16 protein-coding genes, 1 tRNA gene, 1 pseudogene and 1 riboswitch are annotated in these 24,727 nt (G+C 73.2%); of the genes and pseudogenes, 9 read left to right on the top strand and 9 right to left on the bottom strand.

The window, feature by feature from the left end:
* Window positions 1-27: 27 nt before the first annotated feature.
* Window positions 28-210 (bottom strand): annotated as a pseudogene (locus ACFWRV_RS14260) (alanine--tRNA ligase-related protein); the annotation flags it as partial.
* 57 nt (window positions 211-267) lie between these two features.
* On the bottom strand, window positions 268-1,323 hold the full coding sequence (tsaD, locus tag ACFWRV_RS14255; RefSeq protein WP_384333633.1) for a tRNA (adenosine(37)-N6)-threonylcarbamoyltransferase complex transferase subunit TsaD: 1,056 nt from the start codon (window positions 1,321-1,323) through the stop codon (window positions 268-270).
* A gap of 170 nt (window positions 1,324-1,493) precedes the next feature.
* On the opposite strand from tsaD, the gene ACFWRV_RS14250 reads away from it, so the two are divergent.
* The 5 genes from ACFWRV_RS14250 to ACFWRV_RS14230 all read left to right on the top strand — a co-directional run bounded on the left by ACFWRV_RS14250 (window position 1,494) and on the right by ACFWRV_RS14230 (window position 6,364).
* Window positions 1,494-1,567: transfer RNA gene (locus ACFWRV_RS14250), tRNA-Met, on the top strand.
* Between the two features lie 109 nt (window positions 1,568-1,676).
* Window positions 1,677-2,423, top strand: a complete 747-nt coding sequence (locus tag ACFWRV_RS14245; protein WP_384333412.1) for a MerR family transcriptional regulator — start codon at window positions 1,677-1,679, stop codon at window positions 2,421-2,423.
* A gap of 142 nt (window positions 2,424-2,565) precedes the next feature.
* Window positions 2,566-3,786 (top strand): PP2C family protein-serine/threonine phosphatase, encoded by a 1,221-nt coding sequence (locus tag ACFWRV_RS14240; RefSeq protein WP_384333410.1) that lies wholly within the window; start codon window positions 2,566-2,568, stop codon window positions 3,784-3,786.
* 280 nt (window positions 3,787-4,066) lie between these two features.
* Window positions 4,067-4,219, top strand: a riboswitch (cyclic di-AMP (ydaO/yuaA leader).
* Between the two features lie 11 nt (window positions 4,220-4,230).
* Complete coding sequence (locus tag ACFWRV_RS14235) at window positions 4,231-5,262, top strand: M23 family metallopeptidase (RefSeq protein ID WP_384333407.1); 1,032 nt, start codon at window positions 4,231-4,233, stop codon at window positions 5,260-5,262.
* A 154-nt stretch (window positions 5,263-5,416) separates the two neighbouring features.
* Complete coding sequence (locus ACFWRV_RS14230) at window positions 5,417-6,364, top strand: aldo/keto reductase (RefSeq protein ID WP_384333404.1); 948 nt, start codon at window positions 5,417-5,419, stop codon at window positions 6,362-6,364.
* Window positions 6,365-6,403: 39 nt separating this feature from the next.
* Here the strand turns inward: ACFWRV_RS14230 and ACFWRV_RS14225 are convergent, their stop codons facing one another.
* The 4 genes from ACFWRV_RS14225 to ACFWRV_RS14210 form a co-directional block, all read right to left on the bottom strand.
* On the bottom strand, window positions 6,404-7,939 hold the full coding sequence (locus tag ACFWRV_RS14225; protein ID WP_384333401.1) for a PrsW family intramembrane metalloprotease: 1,536 nt from the start codon (window positions 7,937-7,939) through the stop codon (window positions 6,404-6,406).
* A gap of 74 nt (window positions 7,940-8,013) precedes the next feature.
* Window positions 8,014-8,901: a tRNA (guanosine(46)-N7)-methyltransferase TrmB gene (gene trmB / locus ACFWRV_RS14220; RefSeq protein WP_384333398.1), complete on the bottom strand. Its 888-nt coding sequence runs from the start codon at window positions 8,899-8,901 to the stop codon at window positions 8,014-8,016.
* Window positions 8,894-10,150: an L-2-hydroxyglutarate oxidase gene (gene lhgO, locus ACFWRV_RS14215; protein WP_384333395.1), complete on the bottom strand. Its 1,257-nt coding sequence runs from the start codon at window positions 10,148-10,150 to the stop codon at window positions 8,894-8,896. The genes trmB and lhgO overlap by 8 nt, the downstream gene beginning before the upstream one ends.
* A gap of 119 nt (window positions 10,151-10,269) precedes the next feature.
* On the bottom strand, window positions 10,270-11,886 hold the full coding sequence (locus ACFWRV_RS14210; RefSeq protein ID WP_384333393.1) for a sporulation protein: 1,617 nt from the start codon (window positions 11,884-11,886) through the stop codon (window positions 10,270-10,272).
* An 855-nt stretch (window positions 11,887-12,741) separates the two neighbouring features.
* Between ACFWRV_RS14210 and ACFWRV_RS14205 the strand changes: the two genes are divergently transcribed.
* Window positions 12,742-14,853: an asparagine synthase-related protein gene (locus ACFWRV_RS14205; RefSeq protein ID WP_384333390.1), complete on the top strand. Its 2,112-nt coding sequence runs from the start codon at window positions 12,742-12,744 to the stop codon at window positions 14,851-14,853.
* A gap of 81 nt (window positions 14,854-14,934) precedes the next feature.
* Here ACFWRV_RS14205 and ACFWRV_RS14200 read toward each other — a convergent pair whose 3' ends face one another.
* Together ACFWRV_RS14200 and ACFWRV_RS14195 are read right to left on the bottom strand one after the other, a co-directional pair.
* Window positions 14,935-16,920, bottom strand: coding sequence for a sigma-70 family RNA polymerase sigma factor (locus ACFWRV_RS14200; RefSeq protein ID WP_384333387.1), 1,986 nt, complete (start codon window positions 16,918-16,920; stop codon window positions 14,935-14,937).
* A 381-nt stretch (window positions 16,921-17,301) separates the two neighbouring features.
* The gene (locus ACFWRV_RS14195) at window positions 17,302-18,237 is read right to left on the bottom strand and encodes a TetR/AcrR family transcriptional regulator (RefSeq protein WP_384333384.1); all 936 of its coding nucleotides are present in this window, start codon (window positions 18,235-18,237) and stop codon (window positions 17,302-17,304) included.
* 425 nt (window positions 18,238-18,662) lie between these two features.
* Here ACFWRV_RS14195 and ACFWRV_RS14190 point away from each other — a divergent pair, with 425 nt between their 5' ends.
* Window positions 18,663-20,033, top strand: a complete 1,371-nt coding sequence (locus ACFWRV_RS14190; protein WP_384333630.1) for an NAD(P)/FAD-dependent oxidoreductase — start codon at window positions 18,663-18,665, stop codon at window positions 20,031-20,033.
* A gap of 267 nt (window positions 20,034-20,300) precedes the next feature.
* Complete coding sequence (locus tag ACFWRV_RS14185) at window positions 20,301-22,073, top strand: SpoIIE family protein phosphatase (protein WP_384333381.1); 1,773 nt, start codon at window positions 20,301-20,303, stop codon at window positions 22,071-22,073.
* A gap of 26 nt (window positions 22,074-22,099) precedes the next feature.
* On the opposite strand, the gene ACFWRV_RS14180 is transcribed toward ACFWRV_RS14185, so the two are convergent.
* Complete coding sequence (locus ACFWRV_RS14180) at window positions 22,100-23,422, bottom strand: MFS transporter (RefSeq protein WP_384333627.1); 1,323 nt, start codon at window positions 23,420-23,422, stop codon at window positions 22,100-22,102.
* A 167-nt stretch (window positions 23,423-23,589) separates the two neighbouring features.
* On the opposite strand from ACFWRV_RS14180, the gene ACFWRV_RS14175 reads away from it, so the two are divergent.
* Window positions 23,590-24,147, top strand: coding sequence for a MarR family winged helix-turn-helix transcriptional regulator (locus ACFWRV_RS14175; RefSeq protein WP_384333378.1), 558 nt, complete (start codon window positions 23,590-23,592; stop codon window positions 24,145-24,147).
* Window positions 24,148-24,727 lie beyond the last annotated feature (580 nt).

Raw genomic sequence — 24,727 nt, 5'->3', positions numbered from 1 at the left:
GCACACCAGGGCGTCCGGGCCGGTGGGGCTGGTGGCCCGCTCCCACAGCGGGGGCGCTTCACCGGTGACGTACCGCATGACGGGCACCATGCCGGCGTTGACGAACAGCAGGGGCGGGTCAGGTGTCGGCAGCGGTGCGCCCGGGACGGCCGTGTGGCCCCGGGCGGCGACGAAGTCCAGGAAACGGCTGCGGATGCCGGCGGTACGCACCAGCAGTCCGTTCGTCCTACGGTCGGTCACCCGGGGGAAGGGCGGGCGCCACGCCGCTCACGCGGCCCTCGCCGGCGCGGCGACCGGGTGCAGAGCGGCGTACTCCAACGGGGCCGACGGGTCGATGGACAGGCTCAGCCGCGCCGGGTCCGCGCCCGCCCGGACCAGGAGGTCGCCGACGGCGGCGATCATCGCCCCGTTGTCGGTGCACAGCGTCAGCGGCGGCACCCGCAGCTCGACTCCCGCGGCCTCGCACCGCTCCTCGGCCAGGGCCCTGACGCGGGAGTTCGCCGCGACGCCGCCGACCACGACCAGCGTGCGGACGTCGCACTGGCGGCAGGCGGCCAGCGCCTTACGCGTGAGGACGTCCGCGACGGCCTCCTGGAGCGAGGCGGCCCCGTCGGCCAGCGGGATGTCCTCGCCGCGCAGGCGGTGCTGCTCGGCCCAGCGGGCGGCGGCCGTCTTCAGCCCGGAGAAGGAGAACGCGTACGGATCGTCCTTCGCGCCCGACAGCGGCCGGGGGAAGGCGACGGCGCAGGGATTGCCGTCACGGGCGGCCCGGTCGATCGCCGGTCCGCCCGGATAGGGGAGGCCGAAGACGCGCGCCACCTTGTCGAAGCACTCGCCCGCGGCGTCGTCCACGGTGTCGCCCAGATGCAGGATCGGATCGCGCACCAGATCACGGACCAGCAGCAGCGAGGTGTGGCCGCCCGAGACGATGAGCACCATGCACGGGTCGGGCAGCGGCCCGTGCTCCAGGGTGTCGGCGGCCACGTGCCCGGCCAGGTGGTGCACGCCGTACAGCGGCACCCCCGCCGCGTAGGCCAGCGACTTCGCACCGGCCAGGCCGACCTGGAGGGCGCCGGACAGACCGGGCCCGGTGGTCACCGCCACGGCGTCGATGTCCCGCACCCGGAGCCCCGCCTGTGCCAGGGCCTCGCTGACGACCGGGGTGAACGCCTGGAGGTGGGCCCGGGCGGCGATCTCCGGCACGACCCCGCCGAAGCGTGCGTGCTCGTCCATGCTCGACGCCACGACGTGCGCGAGCAGCCGGCCGCCGGAGACGATCCCCGCTCCCGTCTCGTCGCATGACGACTCGATGCCCAGCACCACCGGAGTCCGCACGCCATCCTCTTCTCGCACAGGGAGTGTTATTGCAACCTATGTGCAACAAGGTACTCGCCCGTGATGGGACGCCGCAGGTCGGAGGGCGGTGTCCGGCGGGCGGCGCGGATCAACTGGTCAGAAGGGCGCGGGGAATGCCGTAGAGTGGTGTTTACCGACGCGGGGTGGAGCAGCTCGGTAGCTCGCTGGGCTCATAACCCAGAGGTCGCAGGTTCAAATCCTGTCCCCGCTACTGAAGATCCGGGCCCGGCACGCACAGCGTGCCGGGCCCGAGTCGTTTCCCGGTGGCCCGGTGTTTCCGGGTTGACCTTGACGCAGCGTAAAGATCTAGCGTTTCCGGCATGGAGTGGTCCATTCAGGAAATCGCCAGGCAGGCCGGCACCACGAGCCGCACGCTCCGGCACTACGGGGACCTCGGTCTCCTCGCGCCGAGCCGGATCGGGAGCAACGGCTACCGCTACTACGACCAGGACGCCCTCGTCCGGCTGCAGCGCATCCTGCTGCTGCGGGAGCTCGGTCTTTCGCTGCCGGCCATCAAGGACGTGCTCGCGGGACAGCGGGACACGGCGGTGGCGCTGCGGGCGCATCTGCGGCTGCTCGAACAGGAGCGGGCGCGCATCGGACGGCAGATCGCCTCGGTGCGGACCACGCTCCACAAGACCCAGGAGGGGATGGAACTCATGGCCGATGAGGTGTTCGACGGCTTCGACCACACCGCCCACGAGCAGGAGGTCACCGAGCGCTGGGGCAGGGACGCGTACGAGGAGGGCGACCGCTGGTGGCGTTCGCTCGGGGAGACGGAGAAGAAGGCGTTCCAGGACGAGCACGAAACCATCGCGCGGGACTGGGGCCGGGCCAGGGAGGGCGGGCTCGCCGCCGACGGGCCCGAGGCGCAGGACCTCGCGCGGCGGCACTGCGCCTGGCTGTCGTCGGCCAAGGAGCCCAGCCGTTCGTACGTGATCGGGCTCGGGGAGATGTATGTCGCGGACCCGCGCTTCGGAAAGAACTACGATCGCTACGGGGACGGCACCGCCGCCTTCGTACGGGACGCATTGACGGTCTACGCGCAGCACCGGCTCTCCGACTGACCACGGTCGGCCGGGGCCGCCGTCCGCATTCCCCCTATTCGGCCGATGCGGAGTCGCCGCTCGGCGCGGCTCCGGGAAGCCTGGACGGGGCGCGGTACCGTCCGCAGCCGTGGGTGGACCGGGCAGGAGTGCACAGGTGGGGATGGCCGAGAAACGGCGCAGTGGCACGGCGGGGAGCATCGATGCCGTGGGCCGTGCGGTGTTCGGGTCCCGGGAGGGTGAGCTGACGTCCGGGGGGCGGGGAACCGGGCGGTTCATCCGGATGCTGCCCGCCCTGCTGATCCTCGGCGGGCTGGTGTTCGACTCGCTGGCCCCGCCCAACTTCACCGCCGTGCCCCTGTTCGTCGCGGCCCCGCTGATCGCCGCCCCGTTCTTCTCGCTGTCCCGGACCGTCCGCACGGGGATCGCCGCGGTTCTCTCCGTCATCGCGATGCGGCTCTCCGACGGGACGTCCACCCAGGTGGTCCCGGTGATCGAGATGATCACCGTGCTCACGGGTTCGGTGCTGGCCCTCGTCATCAACGGCGTCGTGCGGCGCGGCAACGAGCAGCTGGCCTCGGCCCGGGCCGTCGCGGAGACCGCCATGCGGGCCGTGCTGCCGACGCCGGCCGAGCGGATCGGCGGGCTCCAGGTGGCCGCGCGCTACGAGGCGGCGCAGGCGGACGAGTTCGTGGGCGGCGACCTGTTCGCCGTGGCGGACACCCCGTACGGCGTCCGTGTGGTGGTCGGCGACGTCCGCGGCAAGGGGCTGGGCGCCGTCGAGGCGGTGGCGGTGATCATCGGGGCGTTCCGGGAGGCCGCCGAGCAGGAGCTCTCGCTGGAGGGCGTGGCCCAGCGGTTGGAGCGGGCGCTGGCCCGGGAGGGGACGCGGCGGTACGGGCTGGACGCCATGGAGGGGTTCATCACGGCCGTACTGGCCGAGATCCCGCCCGGATCGGCCTCGCTGCGCCTGGTCAACCGCGGTCACCCCGAGCCGATCCTGCTGCACGCGGACGGTGCGTTGGAGGTGCTGGCGCCCTCGGTGCCCGCCCTGCCGCTGGGGATGGACCTGGGGGTGTGGCCGGACCGGGCCGACGCGTGGGCGATGCCTCCCGGGGCGACGCTCCTCGCCTTCACGGACGGCCTGTCCGAGGCCCGGGACGCGAACGGGGTCTTCTACGATCCGGCGGCCCGGCTGCGCGGCCGGATCTTCCCGGGGCCGGAGGAGCTGCTGTCGGCGCTGACCGACGACGTACGGCTGCACACCGGCGGGCGGACCACGGACGACATGGCGCTCATCGCGGTCGGCCGGCCGGCGGAGGGGCAGCCCGTGCGCCGGACGACGGTGAAGATCGTGGGCCGGGGAGACGAAGCGGCCCGCTGACCCGGCGCGCTGCCGTGACGCCGATGCCGTGAGGCGCTGGATTCGGCCCGATGACACGGTGTGTGATCGAAGGACACCCCTCCGCATAACATTTGACATACCATCAGAAAAAGGAGTGTGGCTGAGCCCTGGTCAAGTCGCCCGATTCCGCCCGCTTGTGACCCGTACATCCCTACCCTGTTCGTTAATGATCAACAGGAACAGCTTGGAATCGGGCCCGTGTGTCTATTAACGTTCGATAACGCAGCGCGGTCGTCACAGCCGTCGTCAGAGACGGCGCCGCGCGCGAGCGCCGAATTCCGCAAGGGAACCGGGGAACCACCTACATGGGGTGAATCGGACGCCTGCGTCTCGTGAGAGACGGAGGGGCCCGTAGGAGACCTTCCTGCTCCGAACCCGTCAGCTAACCCGGTAGGCGAGAAGGAAGGAAAGGAGAGCGCCCACGTGGCGTCCAACAAGCCTGCCCCTGAGGCCGTGTCACCCTTCAGTGCCGACACCTATGGTGGCGCGGAGCGGTCCATGGGGGAGTGGAATCCCACCGAGGAGTCCATCCGTCCCGTGCGCGGCAGGCACCGCGTAGCCAAGCAGCGTGGTCTGGCCCGTAGCTCCACCGTCCTCGGGGTCGGCGTCATAGCGGCCGTCGGAGCGGGTGGCATGGCCACCGCTCAGGACAAGGCACCGGTCTCCATCTCTCTTCCCGATTCCATCGCGGACAACCTCCCCGACGCCAAGTCCCTCCCCGGCGTCGGGTCCTTCATGTCGGAGGACGCGGAGGCCGTCCCGGTCGCCGCGGCCGCCCCGCTCACCACCGCCGGGCTCACCAGCGCCGAGGCCGAGCAGGGCACCGACGCCGGCGAGGCGCTGCGCGCCCGGATCCTCCAGCAGGCCGAGCAGCAGCAGGCCAGCGCCGACGCCGAGGCCAAGGCCGTCGCTGAGAAGGCCGCGGCCGAGAAGGCGGCGGACGAGGCCAAGAAGCAGCAGGACGAGGCCGAGGCCGAGGCCGCCGCGAAGAAGAAGGCCGCGGAGGAAGCGGCGAAGAAGAAGGCGGAGGAAGAGCGTCTCGCGAAGCTCGCCGCCAGCTTCTCCCTGCCCGCCTCCTCGTACACGGTCAGCTCGACCTACGGTCAGTCCGGCGCCATGTGGTCCTCCGGACAGCACACCGGCCTCGACTTCGCCGGTGCGGCCGGTTCGCCGCTCAAGGCCGTGCACAGCGGCACGATCACCTCGGCCGGCTGGTCCGGTTCCTACGGCTACCGCACGGTGCTCCAGCTCGATGACGGCACGGAGATCTGGTACGCCCACCAGTCCTCGATCGACGTCTCGGTCGGCCAGAAGGTCACCACCGGCGAGACCATCGGCCGCATGGGCGCCACCGGCAACGTGACCGGCGTCCACCTCCACCTGGAGGTCCGCACCGCGGGCGGCTCCGCGATGGACCCGATGGCCTGGCTGAACGGCAAGGGCCTCTCGGTCTGACGCCTGCCGTCCTCGCGAGGACGGCGCCTCCGGAAACCCCGGCAGCCCTGACGCACACCCCCCGACGTCAGGGCTGCCGGTCTGTCCGGGAGCGACGGGCCCTGATGGACCACGGGCGGAATACCGCCCCCGGCCCGGCTCGTTGAACCCTCACATGACTTCAGTACGCACCCCCCTCGGCACCTCCGGCCTCCAGGTCTTCCCCCTCGCCCTCGGCGGCAACGTCTTCGGCTGGACGGCGGACGAGGAGCAGTCCTTCGCCGTCCTGGACGCCTACGCCGCGGCCGGGGGCAACTTCATCGACACCGCCGACGCGTACACCGCCTGGATCGAAGGCAATCACGGCGGCGAGTCGGAGACCGTCATCGGCAAGTGGCTCGCCTCGCGCGGCAACCGGTCCGACGTCGTCGTCGCCACCAAGGTCGGAGCGCATCCGGCCTTCAAGGGCCTGGCAGCCGACACGATCAAGGGAGCGGCGGAGGAGTCGCTGCGTCGGCTCGGCACCGACCACATCGACCTCTACTACACGCACTTCGACGACGAGACCGTCCCGGTCGAGGAGATCATCACCGCCCTCGACCAGCTGGTGAAGGACGGCAAGGTGCGCCACATCGCCGCCTCCAACATCAGCCCGGAACGACTGCGGGCCTCCCTCGACTTCTCCGAGCGCGAGGGCCTCGCCCGGTACGTCGCGCTCCAGCCGCACTACAACCTGGTCTCCCGCGACACCTACGAGGGCGCGCTCCAGGACACCGCGGCCGACGCGGGCCTCGCGGCCGTCCCGTACTTCGCGCTCGCCTCCGGCTTCCTCACCGGCAAGTACCGTCCCGGCGCGAACGTGGACAGCGCTCGCTCGGCGAGGGCCGGCGGCCACCTGGAGTCGGAGCGGGGCCGCAAGGTGCTGGCCGCGCTCGACCGGGTCGCCGGCGACCGGAACGCGGAGATCGCGACGGTCGCCCTCGCCTGGCTCGCCGCCCAGCCGACCGTCGCCGCCCCGATCGCCTCCGCCCGTACGGTCGAACAGCTCCCCGCCCTCGTCGCGGTCGCCGGCCTGCGGCTGACGGACGGGGAACTCGCCCTGCTCACCGAGGCATCGGCCTGACGGATCCGGCTTCTGCTTCCGGCGTCCGTCTCGCCGTTCCTAGCCGGGCGGGCGTCGGTGGTCGGGCGGTGTCCTGCCGTACGGCGCCGGGTACGGGGCCGGCTGCGAGGAGGCCTGCGGGGCCGGGCCGCCGTACCCGTAGCCGTACGGCTGCCCCAACGGCCGGGTGGGGGCCTGCTGTCCGTACGCCGGACCGCGTCCGGGCGCGTGGCCGGGGCCGTACCCGCTTCCGTTTCCGTGCGGCGTCGGCGCGTGGCGGCCGTGGTGGGCGCCCCGGCGGGAGGTGAGGCGCGCCGCCTGGGTCAGGGCCGGGGCCGCGATGTCCCGGCGCTGCCAGAGGTGGTGCAGCAGCTCCCGTTCCCGCGCGCCGAAGTCCGGGCCCACCGCGCCGTGGCGGGCCCGGCGGCGCAGGCCCGCCAGCGACGTCGCGAACGATTCGTACTCCGCGACCGCGCGGGCCGCCGCCCGGCCCCGGGTCCGGTCCTGCTGCCAGTGGCGGGCCAGATCGCGGGCCATGCCCCGGGCCCGCATGGAGGAGAGCGCGGAGGGCTCGGCGGGGGTGAGCCAGCCGGCCGCCGCATAGGCGGGCAGCTCGGCCGCCAGCGTGCGCAGCTCCCGCTGGCGCGACCAGATCGCCAGCCAGGTCACCAGGCCGAAGGCGGGGACCATGACGATCCCGTAGACCGCGTAGAAGCCGTACGGGCCGAAGGCCGACGAGCCGTTCCACAGGGCGTGCAGACCCATCGCCAGGAGCAGGCCCAGCAGCGGCAGGGCGATCCGGCGGACCCGGTGGCGGCGGGCGCTGACGGCCGCGAAGCCGAAGCCGAGGCCGGTGAGAACCGTGAACAGGGGGTGCGCGAACGGCGACATCACGATCCGCACGAAGAACGTCCCCGCCGTCACCGAGGCGAACCCGGAGCTGCCCAGCAACTGGTCCTCGCCGAAGGCGTTGCCCAGATAGAGGATGTTCTCGGTGAACGCGAAGCCCGTCGCGGTGAACCCGGCGACGACGACACCGTCCACCACCCCGCTGAACTCCCGTCTGCGGAACAGGAAGATCAGCAGCACGGCCGCCGCCTTCGCGCTCTCCTCGACGACGGGGGCGATCACCGTCGCCCCCAGGGTGTCAGCGCTCGCCGGGTCGGCCGTCGCGGTCGCTATCCAGCGCGTCGCGAACGAGTTGGCGATGATCGCGACGAGCGCGGCGGCACACGCGCCCCAGGCGAAGGAGAAGATCAGATTCCGCCAGGGGCCCGGCTCGACCCGGTCCAGCCAGCGGAAGGCGGCCATCAGGAGCGGAACGGGCAGCACCGCCAGGCCGAGACCGACGAGAAACCCCTCCGGACCGGTCTGTTCGCGGACGAGGGCCAGGATCACCAGCCCGCACAGCACCAGCGCCACGATCACGGCCCCGGCGCGGAACACCTTGCTGCGCCACACCATGCCGACGCGGCGCGGCCGGTAACGCGCTCGGCCACGCTCCGGCGCGGCGCCCAGGACCTCATGGAGCCGCTGCTCATGGAGGACCGGGACGGCGGGCCGCGCCTGCTGATGCTGCACGGAAGGGTCGGACACCTCTCGACCCTAACGAGGAGCACTGACACCCGGCGACGGCGCATCCGGCCATCACCCGGCGGTCGGCCGGCGCGTCAGACGCGGGCGAACAGCAGGTCGTGGACGACGTGCCCCTTGTCCAGGCCCTGGCCCTCGAAGCGGGTGAGCGGCCGGAACGCTGGGCGCGGGGCGTAGCCGCCGTCGGCCGCGGTGTTCTCGAAGCGGGGGTGCGCGGTGAGCACCTCCAGCATCTGCTCGGCGTACGGCTCCCAGTCGGTCGCGCAGTGGACGATCGCGCCGGGCTTTAGCACCGGGGCCACCAGGTCCAGGAACGCGGGCTGGATGAGCCGCCGTTTGTGGTGCCGGGCCTTGGGCCACGGGTCGGGGAAGTAGACCCGCAGGCCGTCGAGCGACTCGGGGGCCAGCATCTCGCGCAGCAGGATGACCGCGTCGCCGTTGGCCACCCGTACGTTCGTCGAGCACGCCCTGTCCGCGAGGCCGAGCAGATTGCCCTGGCCGGGGGTGTGGACGTCGACCGCGAGGATGCCGGTGCCCGGGTCGTCGGCCGCCATCTGCGCGGTGGCCTCGCCCATCCCGAAGCCGATCTCCAGGACCACGGGCAGGCCGTCGAACATCTCGGCCAGGTCCAGGGCGCGCTTGCCGTCGATGTCCAGGCCCCACTTCGGCCACAGCCGCTCCAGGGCGTCCTGCTGGCCGGTGGTGACCCGGCTGCGGCGCGGCTGGAAGCTGCGGATCCGGCGCTCGTGGTGCGAACCGGCCGGGTCGGCGGCGGGGCCGCCGGGGAAGCGGGGCTCCTGGCGCAGCCGGCGCGCCCGCTCGAAGGAGGCGGCCCGGAGCGCGGCGGCTTCGTCGGCCGTGTTGCCGGCCAGCGCGTCGGCCGCGGTGGAGCCGGTCGGCGTCGCGTCGGCCGTGGCGGCGTCGGGGGTTCCGGCGGACATGGGGTTCAGGGGCTGCTCAGACACAATGACCGGATTCTACGGCGGGCGGCTTCCACCCCGTCCCCCGAGCCCGGCGCAGCGCCAGCCGTGCCACCTCCCGTCCGATGGGCAGGCAGGCCGTCGCGGCGGGCGACGGGGCGTTGAGCACGTGCACGGTGTGCGGGGCCTCGCGGATCAGGAAGTCGTCCACCAGCGTGCCGTCCTTCAGCACCGCCTGGGCCCGGACCCCGGCGGGCGACGGGCGCAGATCGTCCTCGGTGACGGCGGGCAGCAGCCGCTGGACGGCCCGGGTGAACGCGGACCGGGACAGCGAGCGGTGCACCTCGCCCGCTCCGTACCGCCAGTGCCGGCGGGCGATGTGCCAGGTGCCCGGCCAGCTCAGCGTGGACAGCAGTTCGGCGGGGCGGACCTGCGGCCAGGCGTATCCCTCGCGGGCCAGCGCGGGGACCGCGTTCGGCCCCACGTGGACGGAGCCGTCGAAGCCCCGGGTGAGGTGGACGCCGAGGAAGGGGAACGCCGGGTCGGGCACCGGGTAGACCAGTCCGCGCACCAGCTCGGGGCGGGCCAGCTCGTAGTACTCGCCCCGGAACGGCACGATCCGCACGCCCGGGTCGTCCCCGGCGAGGCGCGCCACCCGGTCGCAGTGGAGCCCCGCGCAGTTGACCAGCACCCGGGCCCGGACGACCAGGCCGTCCGTCGTGCGCACGGCGACGCCCCAGGGGCGCCGGTCTATCGCGGCGACCTCCGCGCCGTACCGCACGATGCCGCCGCCGGCCGTGACCTCGGTGGCGAAGCGGGTGGCGACGGCGGTGAAGTCGCAGACGCCCGTCGTGCCGACCCGGATCGCCGCCAGCCCCCGGACCTCCGGCTCGTGCTCCGCGATCTGGGCGGGGCCCAGCTCCCGCACGGGCAGCCCGTGCTCGCGGCCGCGCTGCACCAGGCCGTGCAGCCGGGGCAGCTCGGAGCGGTCGGTGGCGACGATCAGCTTGCCGGTGGTGGCGTGGGCGATGGAGTGCTCGGCGCAGAAGTCCGCCAGCTCGGCGGAGCCGCGCAGCGCGTACCGCGCCTTGAGGGAGCCGGGGCGGTAGTAGATACCGCTGTGGATCACACCGCTGTTGCGGCCGGTCTGGTGGCGGGCGGGGCCGCGCTCCTTCTCCAGGACCGTCACCCGGGCGCCCGGAGCGGACCGCGACAGCGCGTACGCGGTCGACAGACCGACGATCCCGCCGCCGATCACCAGCACATCGCAGTCGTACGCCGCGTGCGTCATCATCACGCCACCTCCCACCCCGATAGTGCACTGACCCACTGACAACCGGCTCAAACCCGAGATGGGCAGGGCGTGGCGCACACTCGGCCCGGCGGGCGCACGGAACGCGCCCGCCGTCCGGCTCAGACCTGGGTGACCAGCAGGGGGCGGGCCCGCTCCCGCAGCTCCGCCACGCGGGGCTCGTCCCCGTACGGCTCCAGGCGGTGCAGCAGGTCGCGCACGTACTCCGTGGTGCGGGCCGAGGAGATCCGCCCGGCGACCTCCACCGCCCGGGTGCCCGCCGCGCAGGCCGCGTCCAGATTGCCCGACTCCAACTCGGCGACGGCGGACACGACGAGCCGCAGTCCGTGGCTGCGGACGAACTCCTCGGTCGGCCGGGACAGCGCCTGCTCGGTGAAGCGCCGCACCTGGCGGGGGGCCTTCAGGTCCCGGTAGCACTCGGCGGCGTCGGCGGCGAACCGGTCGTAGCCGTAGAAGCCGAGCCAGGGCGGGTCGGAGTCACCCGCCCGGGACCGCTCCAGCCAGCTCTCCGCGCCCTTGAGCGCGGCCCCCGCGGCCGGTGCGTCGCCGGCCTTGGCATGGGCGCGGGCCTCCACCAGCCGGAAGAAGCTCATGGTGCGGGCGGTGGCGAGACCCCGATTGCGCTCGACGGCGGCCTGGGCGAGGTCGACGCCCTCGTCGGCGAAGCCGCGGTAGGTCGCCTGGAGGGACATGGAGGCGAGGACATAGCCGCCGAGCGGCACGTCGGCGGCGGCCCGGGCCAGGCGCAGGGCCTGGATGTAGTAGCGCTGGGCGGCTTCCTGCTGGCCGGTGTCGAAGGCCATCCAGCCGGCCAGCCGGGTCAGCTCGGCGGACGCGCCGAACAGGGCCCGCCCGACCTCGTCGGTGTACGAGCCGAGGAGCAGAGGCGCGGCGTCGACGCGTAAACACTCGGGAACCATGGAGGAACGCCAGTCGCCGCCGCCGTACTTGGAGTCCCAGCGCCGGGCGTCCTGGGCCGCCTCGCGCAGCTTCGTCACATCGCTGTGGCCGACCCGCAGCGGTGAGGCGTCCGCCGCGGTCTCCGGGCCGGGCTGTACGGGGACGGAGCCGGCCGCGCCTGGCGCGCCTGGGCTGCCGGGGGCGCCCGGTGTGCCGCCGCCGGTGTGGAGGATGTGTGCGCCCCGGACGTCCGGGGCGGCCCCCGGTCCGCGGGCTCCGGCCGGGCCGGAACCGTCCGGTCCGCCGCCGCGTGCCCCGAGGATCGCCGCCCGCGCCGCCGTCGGATCCCGGGCCACCGACGGATCGGCGGGGGTTATCAGCCAGCGGGAGGCGGGCGTCGCGTAGGCGCTCACCGAGAAGGATCCCGCCAGGGACTGCCAGATCCCGCCGCCGCCCCGCCGCCCGGCCAGATCCAGCCGGTACAGCTCGGTCGCCGACCGGACCGCCTCGCCCACGTCCCGGGGGAAGGCGAGGCCGACCTCCGGAGCGGGGTCCGCGTCGGCGAGGCCGATCTCGTGCAGCGGGACCGGCCGGCCGAGCTTGGCCCCGATCGCCGCCGCGATGAGATGCGGCGCCGCGCCCTGCGGCACCATGCCCTTGGCGACCCACCGGGCCACCGAGGTCTTGTCGTAGCGAAGTGTCAGACCGCGCTGTGCTCCGAGGTCGTTGACCCGCCGGGCGAGCCCGGCGTTACTGATTCCCGCGAGGGCGAGAACCGTGCCGAGCTTCTCGTTCGGCCCGCGTTGCTCCCTGGACATGCGCCACCCCTCGACACACAGACAGCCGCCGCGTCACCGAGGACGGCGCGCGGCATTCGTACCGATGCCTCCCCAGGTTCGAACCCTCGTACTCCGCCTGCACACGCATGTGGCCGAGCCCCGAGGAATATGCCCCCCTGTCGAGAACACCAGTAAACACAGCGTAGTTCTCCCTATCCCTACCGTTAAGGGGCAGACGTCCGGATGGCGGGATTGTTGTCCGTCCGGGCGGTCGGGGCCGTCGGGACGGCGGTGTACGGGCCCGGGTGCGGCGTGCTCCCGGTGTGTGGCCGTGCGCCCGGCCGTGCGCTCTGGCCCGGCCGTCGCCGGAACGCTTGTCTGGGTACCGCGTGGGTCGGCCCGCTGCACTGGACTCAGTGGGCTGGGGGAAACCGCCGCTCCATTCCCCGCGGGCGGTGGACCGGTCCGGGAGGTGAGGCCCACCTCCCGGACTGTGCGTGGAAGGGTCGCCAGGGGGGCGTGGCACGGTGTGCGCGCGTGGTGGCGCTTCGAGAGAATGGCCGAATAGCGACGGTCCGGTGAGGGTCTGGCCAACGGTCCGACTATGGCCGGATATCGGCGCTGTTTCCGGGCGGCGCCGGCCCCTCCTCTTCCACGGGGGCGGGCCGGGGCGGCGCGGAGACCCGGCGGCCTCACCTCCGCAACTCCCGGAACCGGAACTTCCGTTGCTGTCGGCGCGGTGAAGACCGCGTCCGGCCTTTGCCAGGGGCGCATGCTCTTCCGGCGTGCGCTGCCCGTACACCCTCTCCTGCGTCGTTGTCGTGGCAGCATGTCCCGCAGCGGCGTCTCGCTCGTCAAAGGTGCGCCGTTTGTCCACAGCCTGTGGAGGCGGCGATGCGTTGGTTGGTGGGATGGAGCAGTATCGCCGCGAGCTTCGGCACCGTCGGCGCCGTCGGAAACGGCGGAGAGGGGCGCACGGTTCACCCCGTGGGCTCCCAACTCCTGTGGGGCGACCCGGATCCGCTCTGGGCGGTCGGCGACTGGCGGCCCGACGAGATCCGCGTCATCGGCGTCGCGACCCCCGAAGGGGCGCCCACCGCCCGTCTCGCGGTCCTCGGCTGCTGCGGCGCCACCGACGAGCAGCTGCGCGTCGGACTGCTCTCCGCACGCGGCGGCGCGATGCGCCATCTCACCGCCTGGCCCGGCAGTTACACCGCCGTCGTGCAGATCGGCCGCCGCATCACCGTCGCGGGCGACCTGGCCGGCGCCCGGCCCGTCTTCCACACCCCCTGGGCGGGCGGTACCGCCTTCGCCACCGCCGCCCTGCCGCTCGCCGACCTCATCGAGGCCCAGCTCGACATCGGCCACCTCGCCGCCCTCCTCGCCTGCCCGGAGACTCCCGAGGCCCTCGGCGACGGCACGCCCTACGCGGGCGTGAAGCGGGTCCCGCCGGGCCACGCCCTCATCCTGCGCGAGGGCTCGCGGGAGATCACCGGGTACGAAGCCGTCGCCTCGCTCGCCGTCGCCGCACCCCAGGCCGACCCGGTGCACGCGGTGGAGGGCGTACGGGACGCGCTCGTCGAAGCCGTACGCGCCCGGCTCACGGCCCCGCGCCACGCGCCGGAAAGCACTCCGCCGGACCCGGGGCCCGTCCCCGGCATGGGCCCCGCCGACCGGCGCGCGGCGCGGGGCGGACCCGTGGCGGGCATCGGCGCCGACCTCTCCGGAGGCAGCGCGTCGGCCACCCTCGCCCTCCTCGCCTCCGGACTGCCCGGGCTGCCCGGCACCCTCCTCGGCCACGGCACCGGCGCGGGCGAGCGGCTGCTCGCCGTCACCTTCAACGACCTCACCACCCGGGGCAACGAGGGCGAGCTGGAGCGGGCCCACGCCATCGCCGCCAACCCGCGCCTGCACCATGTGGTCGTCGCGGCGGGCGAAGAGGCCCTGCCGTACGCCTCGTTGGAGACCGGAGCGCTCACCGACGAACCGGCCCCCTCCCTCGTCCTCGCCGAACGCCACCGCCGCCGGCTCTCCGCGGGCAGCGCCGACCATCTCGTCGGGACCGGGGCCCGGCAGGTCCTGGACGCGCACCCGGCCCGCCTCGCCGACCTTCTGATGGACCGGCGCAGACGCCACCTCCTGCGCCCCGTCGCCGCCCTCACCAAGGCCGAAGGCCCCACGGCGCACTCCCTGTTCGTCCCGCTGACGGTCTACCGCGCCGCCCGCCGCCTGGCCCGTACGTCGTACCGCACCGGCCTGGAGTCCGCCGCCGGACTCCTCCCCGACGCCAACCGGCACGCCCCCGACCTCGCCACCCCCGCCGACGCCTCGCTCGCCGCCCTCGCCTGGTCGCGCCCCGGGCCGGCGGCGCGCTGGCTGACGGGGGAGGCACTGGCCGAAGTATCGGTTCGCCTCCAGGAGGCGGCGATCCGGCCCACCTCCGTACAGCGCCCGGGGGAGGCCCGCGCCCGCGCCGCCCTCGCCCGGGGAGCCGCCGACCACCGGATCCTGGAACAGGCCGCGGAGATCCGCAGCCAGCGCCTGCACGCCCCGTTCCTCGACAACCAGGTCGTCCGGGCGGCCCGCGCCCTGCCCGAGTCGCTGCGCGTCCAGCCCGGCGCCCGGGCCGCGATCCTGCGCCGGGTGCTCGGCGGGGCGGGCATCCACGATCTGCCGCCCGGCTGGGGCACGCCCTCCCAGGCCACCTCCACGGCCGTCACCCGCACCGGCCTGCGCACCGCGCTGCCCGAGCTGATGGCCCTCTTCGACGCCCCGCTGCTCGCCGACGCGGGCCTGGTCGAGGCCCGCGTGGTCCGCAAGGCGCTGCGCGCCGCCTCCGAGGGGGAGCCGCTGCCCCTGGACGGCCTGGCGGACCTGGCCTCGACCGAACTGTGGCTGCGCCGCCTGGTGACCCGCCGCGGCACCTGCTGGACCGGCACGGCCGCCCCGCGCCAGCGCGCGGTCGCCGGTGGTGTGGTCCCCGCCCGGCGCACGCTCCAGCCCTGACCGGAACGCGCCGCCCGGGCACCTTGGCCGGAAGCCGCCGCCGGGCAGCCCCGACCGGGAGGCCCGTGGCGCGCGCACGGCTCAGGCGCAGCTGATCCGGGACTCCGCCCAGTCGGCCAGAGCCACCCCGCCGAACGGCGTCTTGGGCTCCACCACGAGCCGGATCGAGGACTGGCCCGCGATGCTCACGCTCACCGGGACGGCGGGCTCGCCGCCCTCCATCACCGGGGAGCGCCACAGCCGCGCCCCGTCCCCGCCGAACACGGAGAACCGCACCGCGCCGAGCCCGAGCGTCAGATCGTCCACCCCGGCCATGGCCTCGTAGCGGGTGCACGGCCGGTTCAGCTGAATGGTCACCGAGGAGCGGGCGTGCACGGTCACCCCGTGCGCGTAACGGGTCGAGGCGATCGACACGTTCGACCGCTGCCAGACCCAACTGCTCCGCCCCAGCACGACTTCCGGCTCACTCCGGTCGCCGAACACGGAGTACGCCAGCTCGCTGACCCGGTACACCTCCGGAGCGGGCGGCGGCGTGGGCTTCGGCGGCTTCGGCGTCGGCCTCGGGGACGGCGGCGGGCTCGGCGCCGGGGGCGCGGGCTTGTCCGGCCGCTCGGGAGAGGGCGTGGGGCTCGGCGTCGGCTTCGGGGCGGGCTCGGACGGGTCCGGCGCCGGGGGCGCGGGCGGTGCGGGCGCGGCCGGCGGCTCGGGCACCGGCTTCGGGGACGGCGGGGGAGACGCGGGCGTGGGCACCGCGGGCGCCACGGCCGGAGGCTTCGCGACCGGCTTGGACTCCGGCTTCGGCTGGTCGTCGCCGACGAGCGCCCACACCAGACCCGCTGCGGCGGCCACCGCCACGGCGGCCGCGATCCCCGCCTTCGCGGGCGCGCCGAGCCCCTCGGAGGCCGCCGCGCCCCCGCCGGTGGAGCCGGAACCGGTGGCCGCGGCTGCGGCTCCCGCCCCGGCGGCCCCGGCCGCGCCGCCGGCCACGATGCCCGCGGCCTTGAGCGCATACCCGGCGGCGAACCAACCGACGACCGCGACGGGCAGCAGCGCCGGAATCCCCGCGTTCACCTGCTCCAGCTCGCCCGCGGCCACCCGGCACTTGGCACACGCGTCGAGGTGCTTGCGCAGCCCGCGTTCGGCCCGGGTCCGCAGACCGCCCCGGGCGTGGGCGCCGAGCCGGTCGGCGTACTGCGCGCAGTCCCCGCCGGTGGTCAGCGCCTGGCCGACATGGGCCTGGAGATACGCCTGCTTGAGCCCTTCGCGGGCCCGGCTGGCCAGAACGGCGGTGGCGTTGGCGGTGAGACCGAACAGCGGGGCGATGTCGCTCGGCGACTCCTCCTCCACCGTGGTGTGCCACAGGACGGCCTGCCAGCGCTCCGGAAGGCTCCGGAACGCCCGCATCGCCATCGTCTGCTCGGCCTCGTGCATCGCCATGACGTCGGCGCCGAGTTCGAGGGTGTCGTCGTCGGAGAGTTCGGAGGAGCGGGTCGCCTGGGAGGCGAACACCGCGAAGTCGTCGACCAGACGCTCCCGCTTGGCACTTTTCGCCCAGGCGGCGGCGACATGGCGGACGGCGGTCATCAGATAGGCCCGGACCGCTTCCGTCGGCCCCTTTCCGCCCCGTACGGCCTGGAGCGTGCGCGCGAACACCTCGGCGGTCAGGTCGTCGGCGGTGTGCGCGTCCCGGCAGCAACTGCGGGCGTAGCGGAGCACGGCGCCCGAATGCCGCCGGAACAGCTCCTCGTAGGCCTGGTCGTCGCCCGCCCGCATGTCCTCGATCAGCCGGGCGTCGGACAGACCGGCCTCGGGAGCCCCGCTGCGGCCCGCGCGCTGCTGCGGAACCGCGTGCGCGCCGCCGCCCGCACCGGCCTCGCCGGACGAGCCCTCCTCGGCGACGGCGGGCCACGGGCCGGGCAGGACGGTGCCGCCCTCGGCCTCACCGTCCGACGGGCCGCGCCCGGCCTGGGTCGGCACCTGCCCGGCGGACGGCCCGTCCGCCTTCGTGTCCCTGTCGGCCGCAGCGAACTCGCCGAGCGGCTCTTCCTGCTGCTCGTTACCGCTCATCGCGGAAGCCCCCGTATGCACCCTCGGACCCGAATACCGGCCAAGACTGACACATGGCTCAATCGCGTTGGCCTCTCCGTCCTGCCAACCACTCATCCGGGGCGTTTTTCCGAATGCGAGTACTAGAGAACTCTCTTTCGGGGAATGCATCCCCGCTGATTCGTCTCCCGGCCCCGGTTCACCGCCGCCCCACCGCGCGCCCGCCCCCTCCGGCCACCCGCCACGCCCGCCCCGTACGACTGACGAGGCGGACGGGGACGAGGACCTACCGGACCGACGAGCGATACGGACCGATGAGCCGTTGGTCGGGACGAGGGCGGTCGGGACGAGGGCGGTCGGGACGGGCGGTGGTCGGGACGAGCGCGGCCATCGCCCCGGCCGTCACGCCGGCCGTGACCTCAGCCCCTCCAGCAGGATGTCCAGCAACCGGGCCGAAGCCGCGGCCTGCTGAGCGGCGTCCGGCAGCGAAGGAGCGGCCGTGGCGATGACCAGCAGCACATCGGCGACCGTCACGTCCCGGCGCAGCTCGCCGGACTCCCGCGCCCGGTCCACCAGCCGCCCCACGACCTCCAGCAGCTCGACCGCGCCGGTGTCCTCGTCGAGGCCGTCCAGCCCGTCACCGCCCCCGGAGCGCCGGCCGACCGCGCGGAAGTCGTCCTGGCCCACTCCCTGCCGCTGCTGCGGAACCCGGGTCTCGTCCGCCGAGCCCGGCGCCGGAGCCTTCCCGGGGACCGCCGGCGCACCGGGCTCGTCCCCGTCCGCCCCGACCCGCAGCACCTGCGGCGGCAGCAGCCTGCCCGCACCCGACGCCACCGACGTACGCAGGAAGCGGGAGAGCGCCGACCAGGGCTCCTCCTCCTGCCCCAGCGCCGTCCGCGCCTGCTCGGTCAGCCGGGAGGTCTCCTCCTCGGCTATCCGGCGCACCAGCACGTCCTTGCTCGGGAACCGCCGGTAGACGGTGCCCACGCCGACCCGCGCGCGACGTGCCACGTCCTCCATCGGAGCGCCGTAACCCAGCTCCCCGAAGACCTCGCGCGCCGCCCGCAGCACATGCTCCAGATTGCGCTGCGCGTCGACGCGCAGCGGAGCCGAGCGCGGAGCGCCCGCGGCCCCCGTCGTCGCTGTTCCCGTCGTCGTCGCCCCGTTCGGGACCTGTCCGGCAGCGGCCGAACCCATCGCCGCCGCACTCACCGCGGCCGCGGAACGAACGGCGTCGGCCGAGCTCATGACTCCCAGCGCTCCCACGGAGCCGAGGCGTCCTTTGTCCTCGGACGCGCGCGAGAGCGCAGCCTGGCCATGCGTATCCTGAATATGCATAACTTTCCCCCGGTTATGACGTCTCCCCCCGGAGACTTCCCGCCGTTTCAGTCGGGGAGCGGAGCACAACGAAATCCGCACCCGACACCCCGACGGGTTACGAACATAGTTGAGCCCGCGTCAATTCAGAAGGGGGTAGTTCCGCATGGGCCGCCCCCCGATCGGACCAAGATCCGATCGGCACCGGAACATCGCCCTCCCACTCACCCCGTGCGTAGTGCCTGACCTGCGCGGCTGCCGTTCCTCGCCAGCCACTGGCCCCGAGGTCCGTTGAGGAACCTCCAGTCACACAATTTGCCGGGGCTGTGGACAAACCACTGACTCCGTTGCGTCATGGGGTGGTGATGGCTCCAGATTCCCGGGGGACGACCCCCGGCACCCGGCCAGGTGTGCGCATTCTCGTCGTCGGCGGCGGCTACGTCGGGATGTACACAGCGCTGCGTCTCCAACGGAAGTTGAAGCAGAGACTGAAGAGCGGCGACGCCGAGATCGTGGTCGTCACGCCCGAGCCGTACATGACGTACCAGCCCTTCCTCCCCGAAGCGGCCGCCGGCTCGATCTCGCCGCGTCACGTCGTCGTGCCGCTGCGCCGTGTCCTGAAGGACTGCACGATCGTCATCGGCGAGGCCGAGCGCATCGATCACGCCAAACGGACCGCGACCGTCACCACCCTCGCCACCGGCGAGGACGGCACCGGAGCCCTGGAGATCGGCTACGACGAGATCGTCATCGCCCCCGGGTCCGTGTCGCGCACCCTGCCCGTCCCCGGTCTGGCCGAATTCGGCATCGGTTTCAAGACCGTCGAGGAGGCCATCGGGCTGCGCAACCACGTCATCGAACAGATGGACATCGCCTCCGCCACCCGCGACCCCGCGATCCGCGACGCCGCCCTCACCTTCGTCTTCGTCGGCGGCGGCTACGCGGGAGTGGAAGCGCTGGCCGAACTGGAGGACATGGCCCGCTACACGGCGCGGTACTACCACAACATCAAGCCGGCTGACCTGAAATGGATCCTGGTCGAGGCCTCCGGGCGCATCCTCCCCGAGGTCGGCGAGGCCATGGGCACCTATGCCATCGGCGAGTTGCGCGGCCGGAACATCGACGTACGCCTGGAGACCCGCCTCGACACCTGCGAGGACCGCGTCGCCGTCCTCAGCGACGGCTCCCGCTTCCCCACCCGCACCCTCGTGTGGACCGCGGGCGTCAAACCGGCGCCGCTGCTGGCCGCCACCGACCTGCCCCTCACCGAACGCGGCCGGCTCCGCTGTGCCGCCACCCTCGGCGTCGAGGACATGCCGCACGCCTGGGCCGCCGGCGACGCCGCTGCCGTACCCGACCTGACCGCCTCCGAACCGGGCCGCGAGACCGCCCCCAACGCCCAGCACGCGGTGCGCCAGGCGAAGGTCCTCGCCGACAACGTCCTCGCCTCGATCGACGGCAGGCAGCCCACGGAGTACCGGCACGCGTACGCCGGATCGGTCGCCTCCCTGGGCCTCCACAAAGGCGTCGCCCACGTCTACGGTCGCAAGCTCAAGGGCTACCCCGCCTGGCTGATGCACCGCACGTACCACCTCAGCCGGGTACCGACGTTCAACCGGAAGGCGCGCGTCCTTGCCGAATGGACACTGTCCGGACTCTTCAAGCGTGAGATCGTCTCCCTCGGCTCGCTGGAGCACCCCCGCGCCGAGTTCGAACTCGCGGCGGGAGGCGGCTCCGGCACCCCGGGACTCCCCGGCCCCGGCCGCCCGAAGAAGGGCCTCGGAGAACCGCCTGAGGACGGCCGGACCGACAGCTGACGGGCCGTCGAAGAGGCGGTCCGGCGGCGACTGTCAGTACGGTCGGTCACACTGGACGTGTGACCATAGGTGGGCCCACACCTGCACAGAGTGACCCGGTCGGCAGTGACCAACAGTGACCAGCAGCGATGCACCAGCAGCGACGCACCAACAGCACGACGAGGCCCGGCTGCGCCTTCCCGGGGGCACGGCCCCCGGTGCCCCGAACCCGGCAGAAGAAGCAGCCCGCCCGAGCGGACCAGACCGACACACGAGGCCAGAAATACCGTGAACTTCACGCGTTGGAGCGCCCGCCTTCCCGGAACGCAGCGCCGAGCCGCCGCACGGGACGACCGTAGTTCCGTGCCGGCCGCCCGAGCCGAGTACGCCCGGCCGGAGGGCTCGCCCGCCCAGCCTGACGACGCCTCCCCGGCGCCTTCCGGCTCCGCCTCGACCAAGGCCCTCACCGGGCCCGCCCTCGACGACCTCTCCGCCCGCGAGATCCTCGGCCGGCTCCCCGCCCCCGTCGCCCTGCTGCACGGCCCGGACCACCGGATCGCGTACGTCAACGACGCGTACGAGGCCGCGTTCGGCCCCCGCCCGCCCGGCGTTCCCGCGGCGGAGGCCATGCCCGAGCTCGCCCAGCTCAGCGTGCTCCCGCTGCTCGACCAGGTCCTGCGCAGCGGCACCGCCCGTACGGTCAAGTCCCGCAGGACAGCCGAGGGCGGTTCGTACACCGTGACCTGCACCCCGGTCGCCGCGTGGGACAACACGGAGAGCGAGAGCGACGGCAAGGGAGACGGCAAGGCGGAAGGCAGGGCAGGCGACAAGGACGACAGCACGGCGGAAGGCAAGGCAGCGGGCAAGGGGGAAGGCGGCGTCCTCGTCTACGCCGCCGACGTCACCGACCACGCCGAAGCCGCCGAGCGCCTGCGCACCAGCGAGCGCCGCCACCGCGAAACGGCCGTCACCCTCCAGCGCTCCCTGCTCCCGCAGGAGCTGGAACAGCCCGACGACCTCCGCATCGCCGCTACCTACCAGCCCGGCGGAACCGACGCCGCCGTCGGCGGCGACTGGTACGACGTCATCACCCTCGGCGCCGGCCGCACCGCCCTCGTCATCGGCGATGTGATGGGCCGCGGGGTCCGGGCCGCGGCCGTCATGGGCCAGCTCCGCACCGCCGTCCGCGCCTACGCCCGCCTCGACCTCCCGCCGCACGAGGTGATCCAGCTGCTGGACGGCCTCGCCGCCGAGATCGACGCCAGCCAGATCGCGACCTGCGTCTACGCCGTCCATGATCCGAACGAGGGGCAGCTCGTCTACGCCTCCGCCGGCCACCTCCCGATCCTCGTCTGCGACGAGGACGGCACGGTCCACCGCGCCGCCGACCCGACCGGCCCCCCGCTCGGCACCGGCGGCTGGGTCCACACCTCGGGCACCATCGCGCTGCCGCCGGGCTCCACCGCCGTCCTCTATACGGACGGCCTGGTCGAACGGCGCAGCGAGGACATCGACGAGGGCGTCGCCTCCCTGGCCCGCGCCCTCTCGGGCGCCAAGGGATCACCGCAGGTGGTCTGCGACCGGCTGATCCGCTCCCTCGGCGTGACCGCCGAGCACGACGACGACGTGGCGGTCCTGGTCGTCCAGCACCCCGCCCGTACGGGACCGAACGCGGAGCTGTTCCACAACGCCGCGCTCGATCTCCTCGGCGGCATCGAGGCCGCCCCGCGCGCCCGCGCCTTCGCCACCGGGGTCCTGACCTCCTGGCGCTTCCCCGTCGAGCTCCGCGACCTGGGCGTCCTCGCCACCAGCGAGCTGGTCGCGAACTCCCTCCAGCACGGCACCCCGCCGATGCGCCTGGGACTGCGCCGCACGGACCGCCGGCTGATCATCGAGGTCACCGACGGCGACGACCACCTGCCGCGCCGCCGCCAGGCCGAACCGGCGGACGAGGCGGGACGCGGCATCTCGATCATCGCGTCGATCGCCACCTCGTGGGGCAGCCGGCGCACGCCGGGCGGCGGCAAGGCGGTCTGGTGCGAGTTCGCCCTGCCGCAGTGAGCAGGGCGACCCGTGGCCCGGTCCGGTCAGTGACCGGCGGAGGCTGGCGCGGTGCCCCCGGCGGGCACCGCGACATCCGGCCCCTCGGGCAGTGACACCGCCACCACTCGCGAGGGCGCACGGTCGAGCGACGGCTGATCCTGTACGGGGGTGAGCCGGCGCCCCAGCCGCAGCGCGAGCACCGTGATGCCCAGCGAGAACAGCACGAACGTCACGATGTACGGGCCGTGCAGCGACGCGCCCATCGGCCCGCCGACGGCCGGACCGACCGCGAGCGCGAGCTGCTTGCACAGGGCGAACGCCGAGTTGTACTGCCCGACCATCGACTCCGGCGCCAGATCGGCGACCAGCGGGGCGACGGTCGGCGACAGCATCGCCTCACCCAGCCCGAACAGCGCGTACGTCGAGATGAACGCGGCCGTCGCCATGGCCTGGCTGCCGTGGCCCAGCCCCGCGTAGCCCGCCACGAGCCAGGCGAACGCCCAGATCAGGCCGACCGCGGCGATGACCCGGCTGCGCCGCCGCCGCTCCACGAGCCGCAGCACGACGAACTGCGCCACGACGATCACCGCGGTGTTGGCGGCCAGCGCGAAGCCGAGCGTCGAGGGCTCGATCCCGGCGGCCTCCGTGCCGTACGCGGCAAGACCCGACTCGAACTGCCCGTAGCAGGCGAAGAACAGCACGAACCCCAGCACGCACAGCTGCACCATGGCCCGGTGCGAGAGCAGCGCCCGCAGCCCGCCGCCCTTCGCGGCGGACCCGTCCGCCGGCCGGGCGCCACCGAGCGAGGCGTTACGCGGCATCCGCACGGTGGTCACCACGACACCGAGCACCACGAACATCGCGGCCTCGATCAGGAAGAGCATCGTGAAACTCGCCGGACGGTCCACGTCCACCAGCTGCCCGCCGACGAGCCCGCCGAGGCCGAGCCCCAGGTTCTGCAGGAAGAACTGCATGGCGAAGGCGCGCGTACGGGTCGCGGCGCTGGAACACCACACCAGCATCGTGGCGAGGGCCGGCTGCATGACGGCGGTGCCCGCGCCCAGGACCGCGGCGGACAGCACGGCGGCCGGAACACTGCTCGCGAACCCCAGGGCGGCGGCGCCCACGGATGCCAGCGCGGAGGCCACCACCAGCACGGGCAACGGGCCCCGCCGGTCGATGGCCCGTCCGGTGAACGGCAGAACGGCCAGCGCTGCCATCGCGAAGGCCGCCAGGACGACTCCCGCCGTCCCGGCACCCAGATCCCGTACCTGCGCCACGTAGACGTACAGATACGGAACGGTGAACCCGAGCCCGAACGCGCTCAGCGCGCTGCCCAGCTGGATCCGCCGCAGCGCTGCGCCCATCTCCCTGGTCACACTCACCTACCTCAAGATCTCGAAGGCCTCGATCGCCGAGCGTCGAGACCTGGAACGAAGAAATCAGACTCGAAGACTTTAGCACTAAACTTAGAAGGTGAAAACTACAGGCTGAAGGACTTCAAGGGTGGTGGGAGCGTGCCATACTGCCCGCCATGTCTGAGAGCACCGAGGAGCCCGGCCCCAGCGAGCCGAGCCTCGACGAGCAGATCGCCGCCTATCAGCGCGAGTTCCGCGACCTCGACCCGCAGGTCGAGCAGGTCGTCTCCGCGCTGGGCCGACTGAACCGCCGGATGAACGTCGCATACGGGAGGCAGGTCGCCGCGCTCGGCATCAGCAACGCGGAGTGGGAAGTCCTCAAGACCTTGGTCCTGTCGGGCGCCCCCTACCGGCTGGGCCCCGGCGAACTGGCCAAGCGCCTCGGTCTCACTCCCGCGGCGATGACCCACCGCGTCGACCGGATGGCCGGCGAGGGCCTGGTCACCCGTGACCGCGACGAGAACAACCGGGTCCGCGTCATCGTCGAGCTGACCGACGAGGGCCGTACGAAGTGGCTCGAAGCGATGCGCATGGCCAGCGACTTCGAGGAAGACCTCCTCCAGGACCTCTCCGGCGACGAACGCGGTGTCCTCGGCGAGCTGCTGGTCCGCCTCCTGCGCCGCGTGGAACACGCCCAGCCGGACGCCGGCGGCCGCCTCACCGACCTGGACTGAAGGCCTCGGCCGAGGCCCGCCAGGGGTCCCGCGGAGGCCACTGGGGGAGGGTTGACACACCCCTGGTGGATCCGTAAAGTTCTCCGAGTTGTCACGGAGCCGGTACGGATCCGCGGCAACCGATCCCGCCGCGAACGCGGCAACCAAACTTCAGCACGATCTCCCACTCGGGATGATTTCGGCATGCCGGAATTCATGACAAAGGCTCGATTATGAGCCGCCGGGAGAATCCGCTAGAGTTTGGACGTCGGAACGGCCCAACAGCCCGGAAGACAAACCCCGCTGACTGGAAATCAGGCCCGAAAGGATCTGATAGAGTCGGACTCGCCGGAAAGGGAAAACGCGAAAGCGAAGAACCTGGAAAGCGAAACTGCACGGCCCGCTTCGACCGGGAGTCAGACACTGGAAAGCGTCTGATAGAGTCGGAAACGCAAGACAGCAAGACAAAGAAGAAAACGAAGGGAAGCGCCCGGAGGGCCCCGGTGATACGGGACCGAAGGAAGCGTCCGTTCCTTGAGAACTCAACAGCGTGCCAAAAGTCAACGCCAGATATGTTGATACCCCGGCCTGCACCTGGTGC

The organism is Streptomyces sp. NPDC058576, assembly GCF_042718715.1.
GTDB lineage: Bacteria > Actinomycetota > Actinomycetes > Streptomycetales > Streptomycetaceae > Streptomyces.
Note: the sequence above shows the minus strand (reverse complement) of the source record. Positions and strands in the feature narration are given on the sequence as shown.

Excerpts from the sequence above, each read along its gene's own strand:
- ACFWRV_RS14245 (WP_384333412.1), top strand. The coding sequence starts at position 1,677 with ATGGAGTGGTCCATTCAGGAAATCGCCAGGCAGGCCGGCACCACGAGC.
- ACFWRV_RS14240 (WP_384333410.1), top strand. The coding sequence starts at position 2,566 with ATGGCCGAGAAACGGCGCAGTGGCACGGCGGGGAGCATCGATGCCGTG.
- ACFWRV_RS14230 (WP_384333404.1), top strand. The coding sequence starts at position 5,417 with ATGACTTCAGTACGCACCCCCCTCGGCACCTCCGGCCTCCAGGTCTTC.
- lhgO (WP_384333395.1), bottom strand. The coding sequence starts at position 10,150 with ATGATGACGCACGCGGCGTACGACTGCGATGTGCTGGTGATCGGCGGC.
- ACFWRV_RS14210 (WP_384333393.1), bottom strand. The coding sequence starts at position 11,886 with ATGTCCAGGGAGCAACGCGGGCCGAACGAGAAGCTCGGCACGGTTCTC.
- ACFWRV_RS14205 (WP_384333390.1), top strand. The coding sequence starts at position 12,742 with ATGCGTTGGTTGGTGGGATGGAGCAGTATCGCCGCGAGCTTCGGCACC.
- ACFWRV_RS14200 (WP_384333387.1), bottom strand. The coding sequence starts at position 16,920 with ATGAGCGGTAACGAGCAGCAGGAAGAGCCGCTCGGCGAGTTCGCTGCG.
- ACFWRV_RS14195 (WP_384333384.1), bottom strand. The coding sequence starts at position 18,237 with ATGCATATTCAGGATACGCATGGCCAGGCTGCGCTCTCGCGCGCGTCC.
- ACFWRV_RS14190 (WP_384333630.1), top strand. The coding sequence starts at position 18,663 with ATGTACACAGCGCTGCGTCTCCAACGGAAGTTGAAGCAGAGACTGAAG.
- ACFWRV_RS14180 (WP_384333627.1), bottom strand. The coding sequence starts at position 23,422 with ATGGGCGCAGCGCTGCGGCGGATCCAGCTGGGCAGCGCGCTGAGCGCG.
- ACFWRV_RS14175 (WP_384333378.1), top strand. The coding sequence starts at position 23,590 with ATGTCTGAGAGCACCGAGGAGCCCGGCCCCAGCGAGCCGAGCCTCGAC.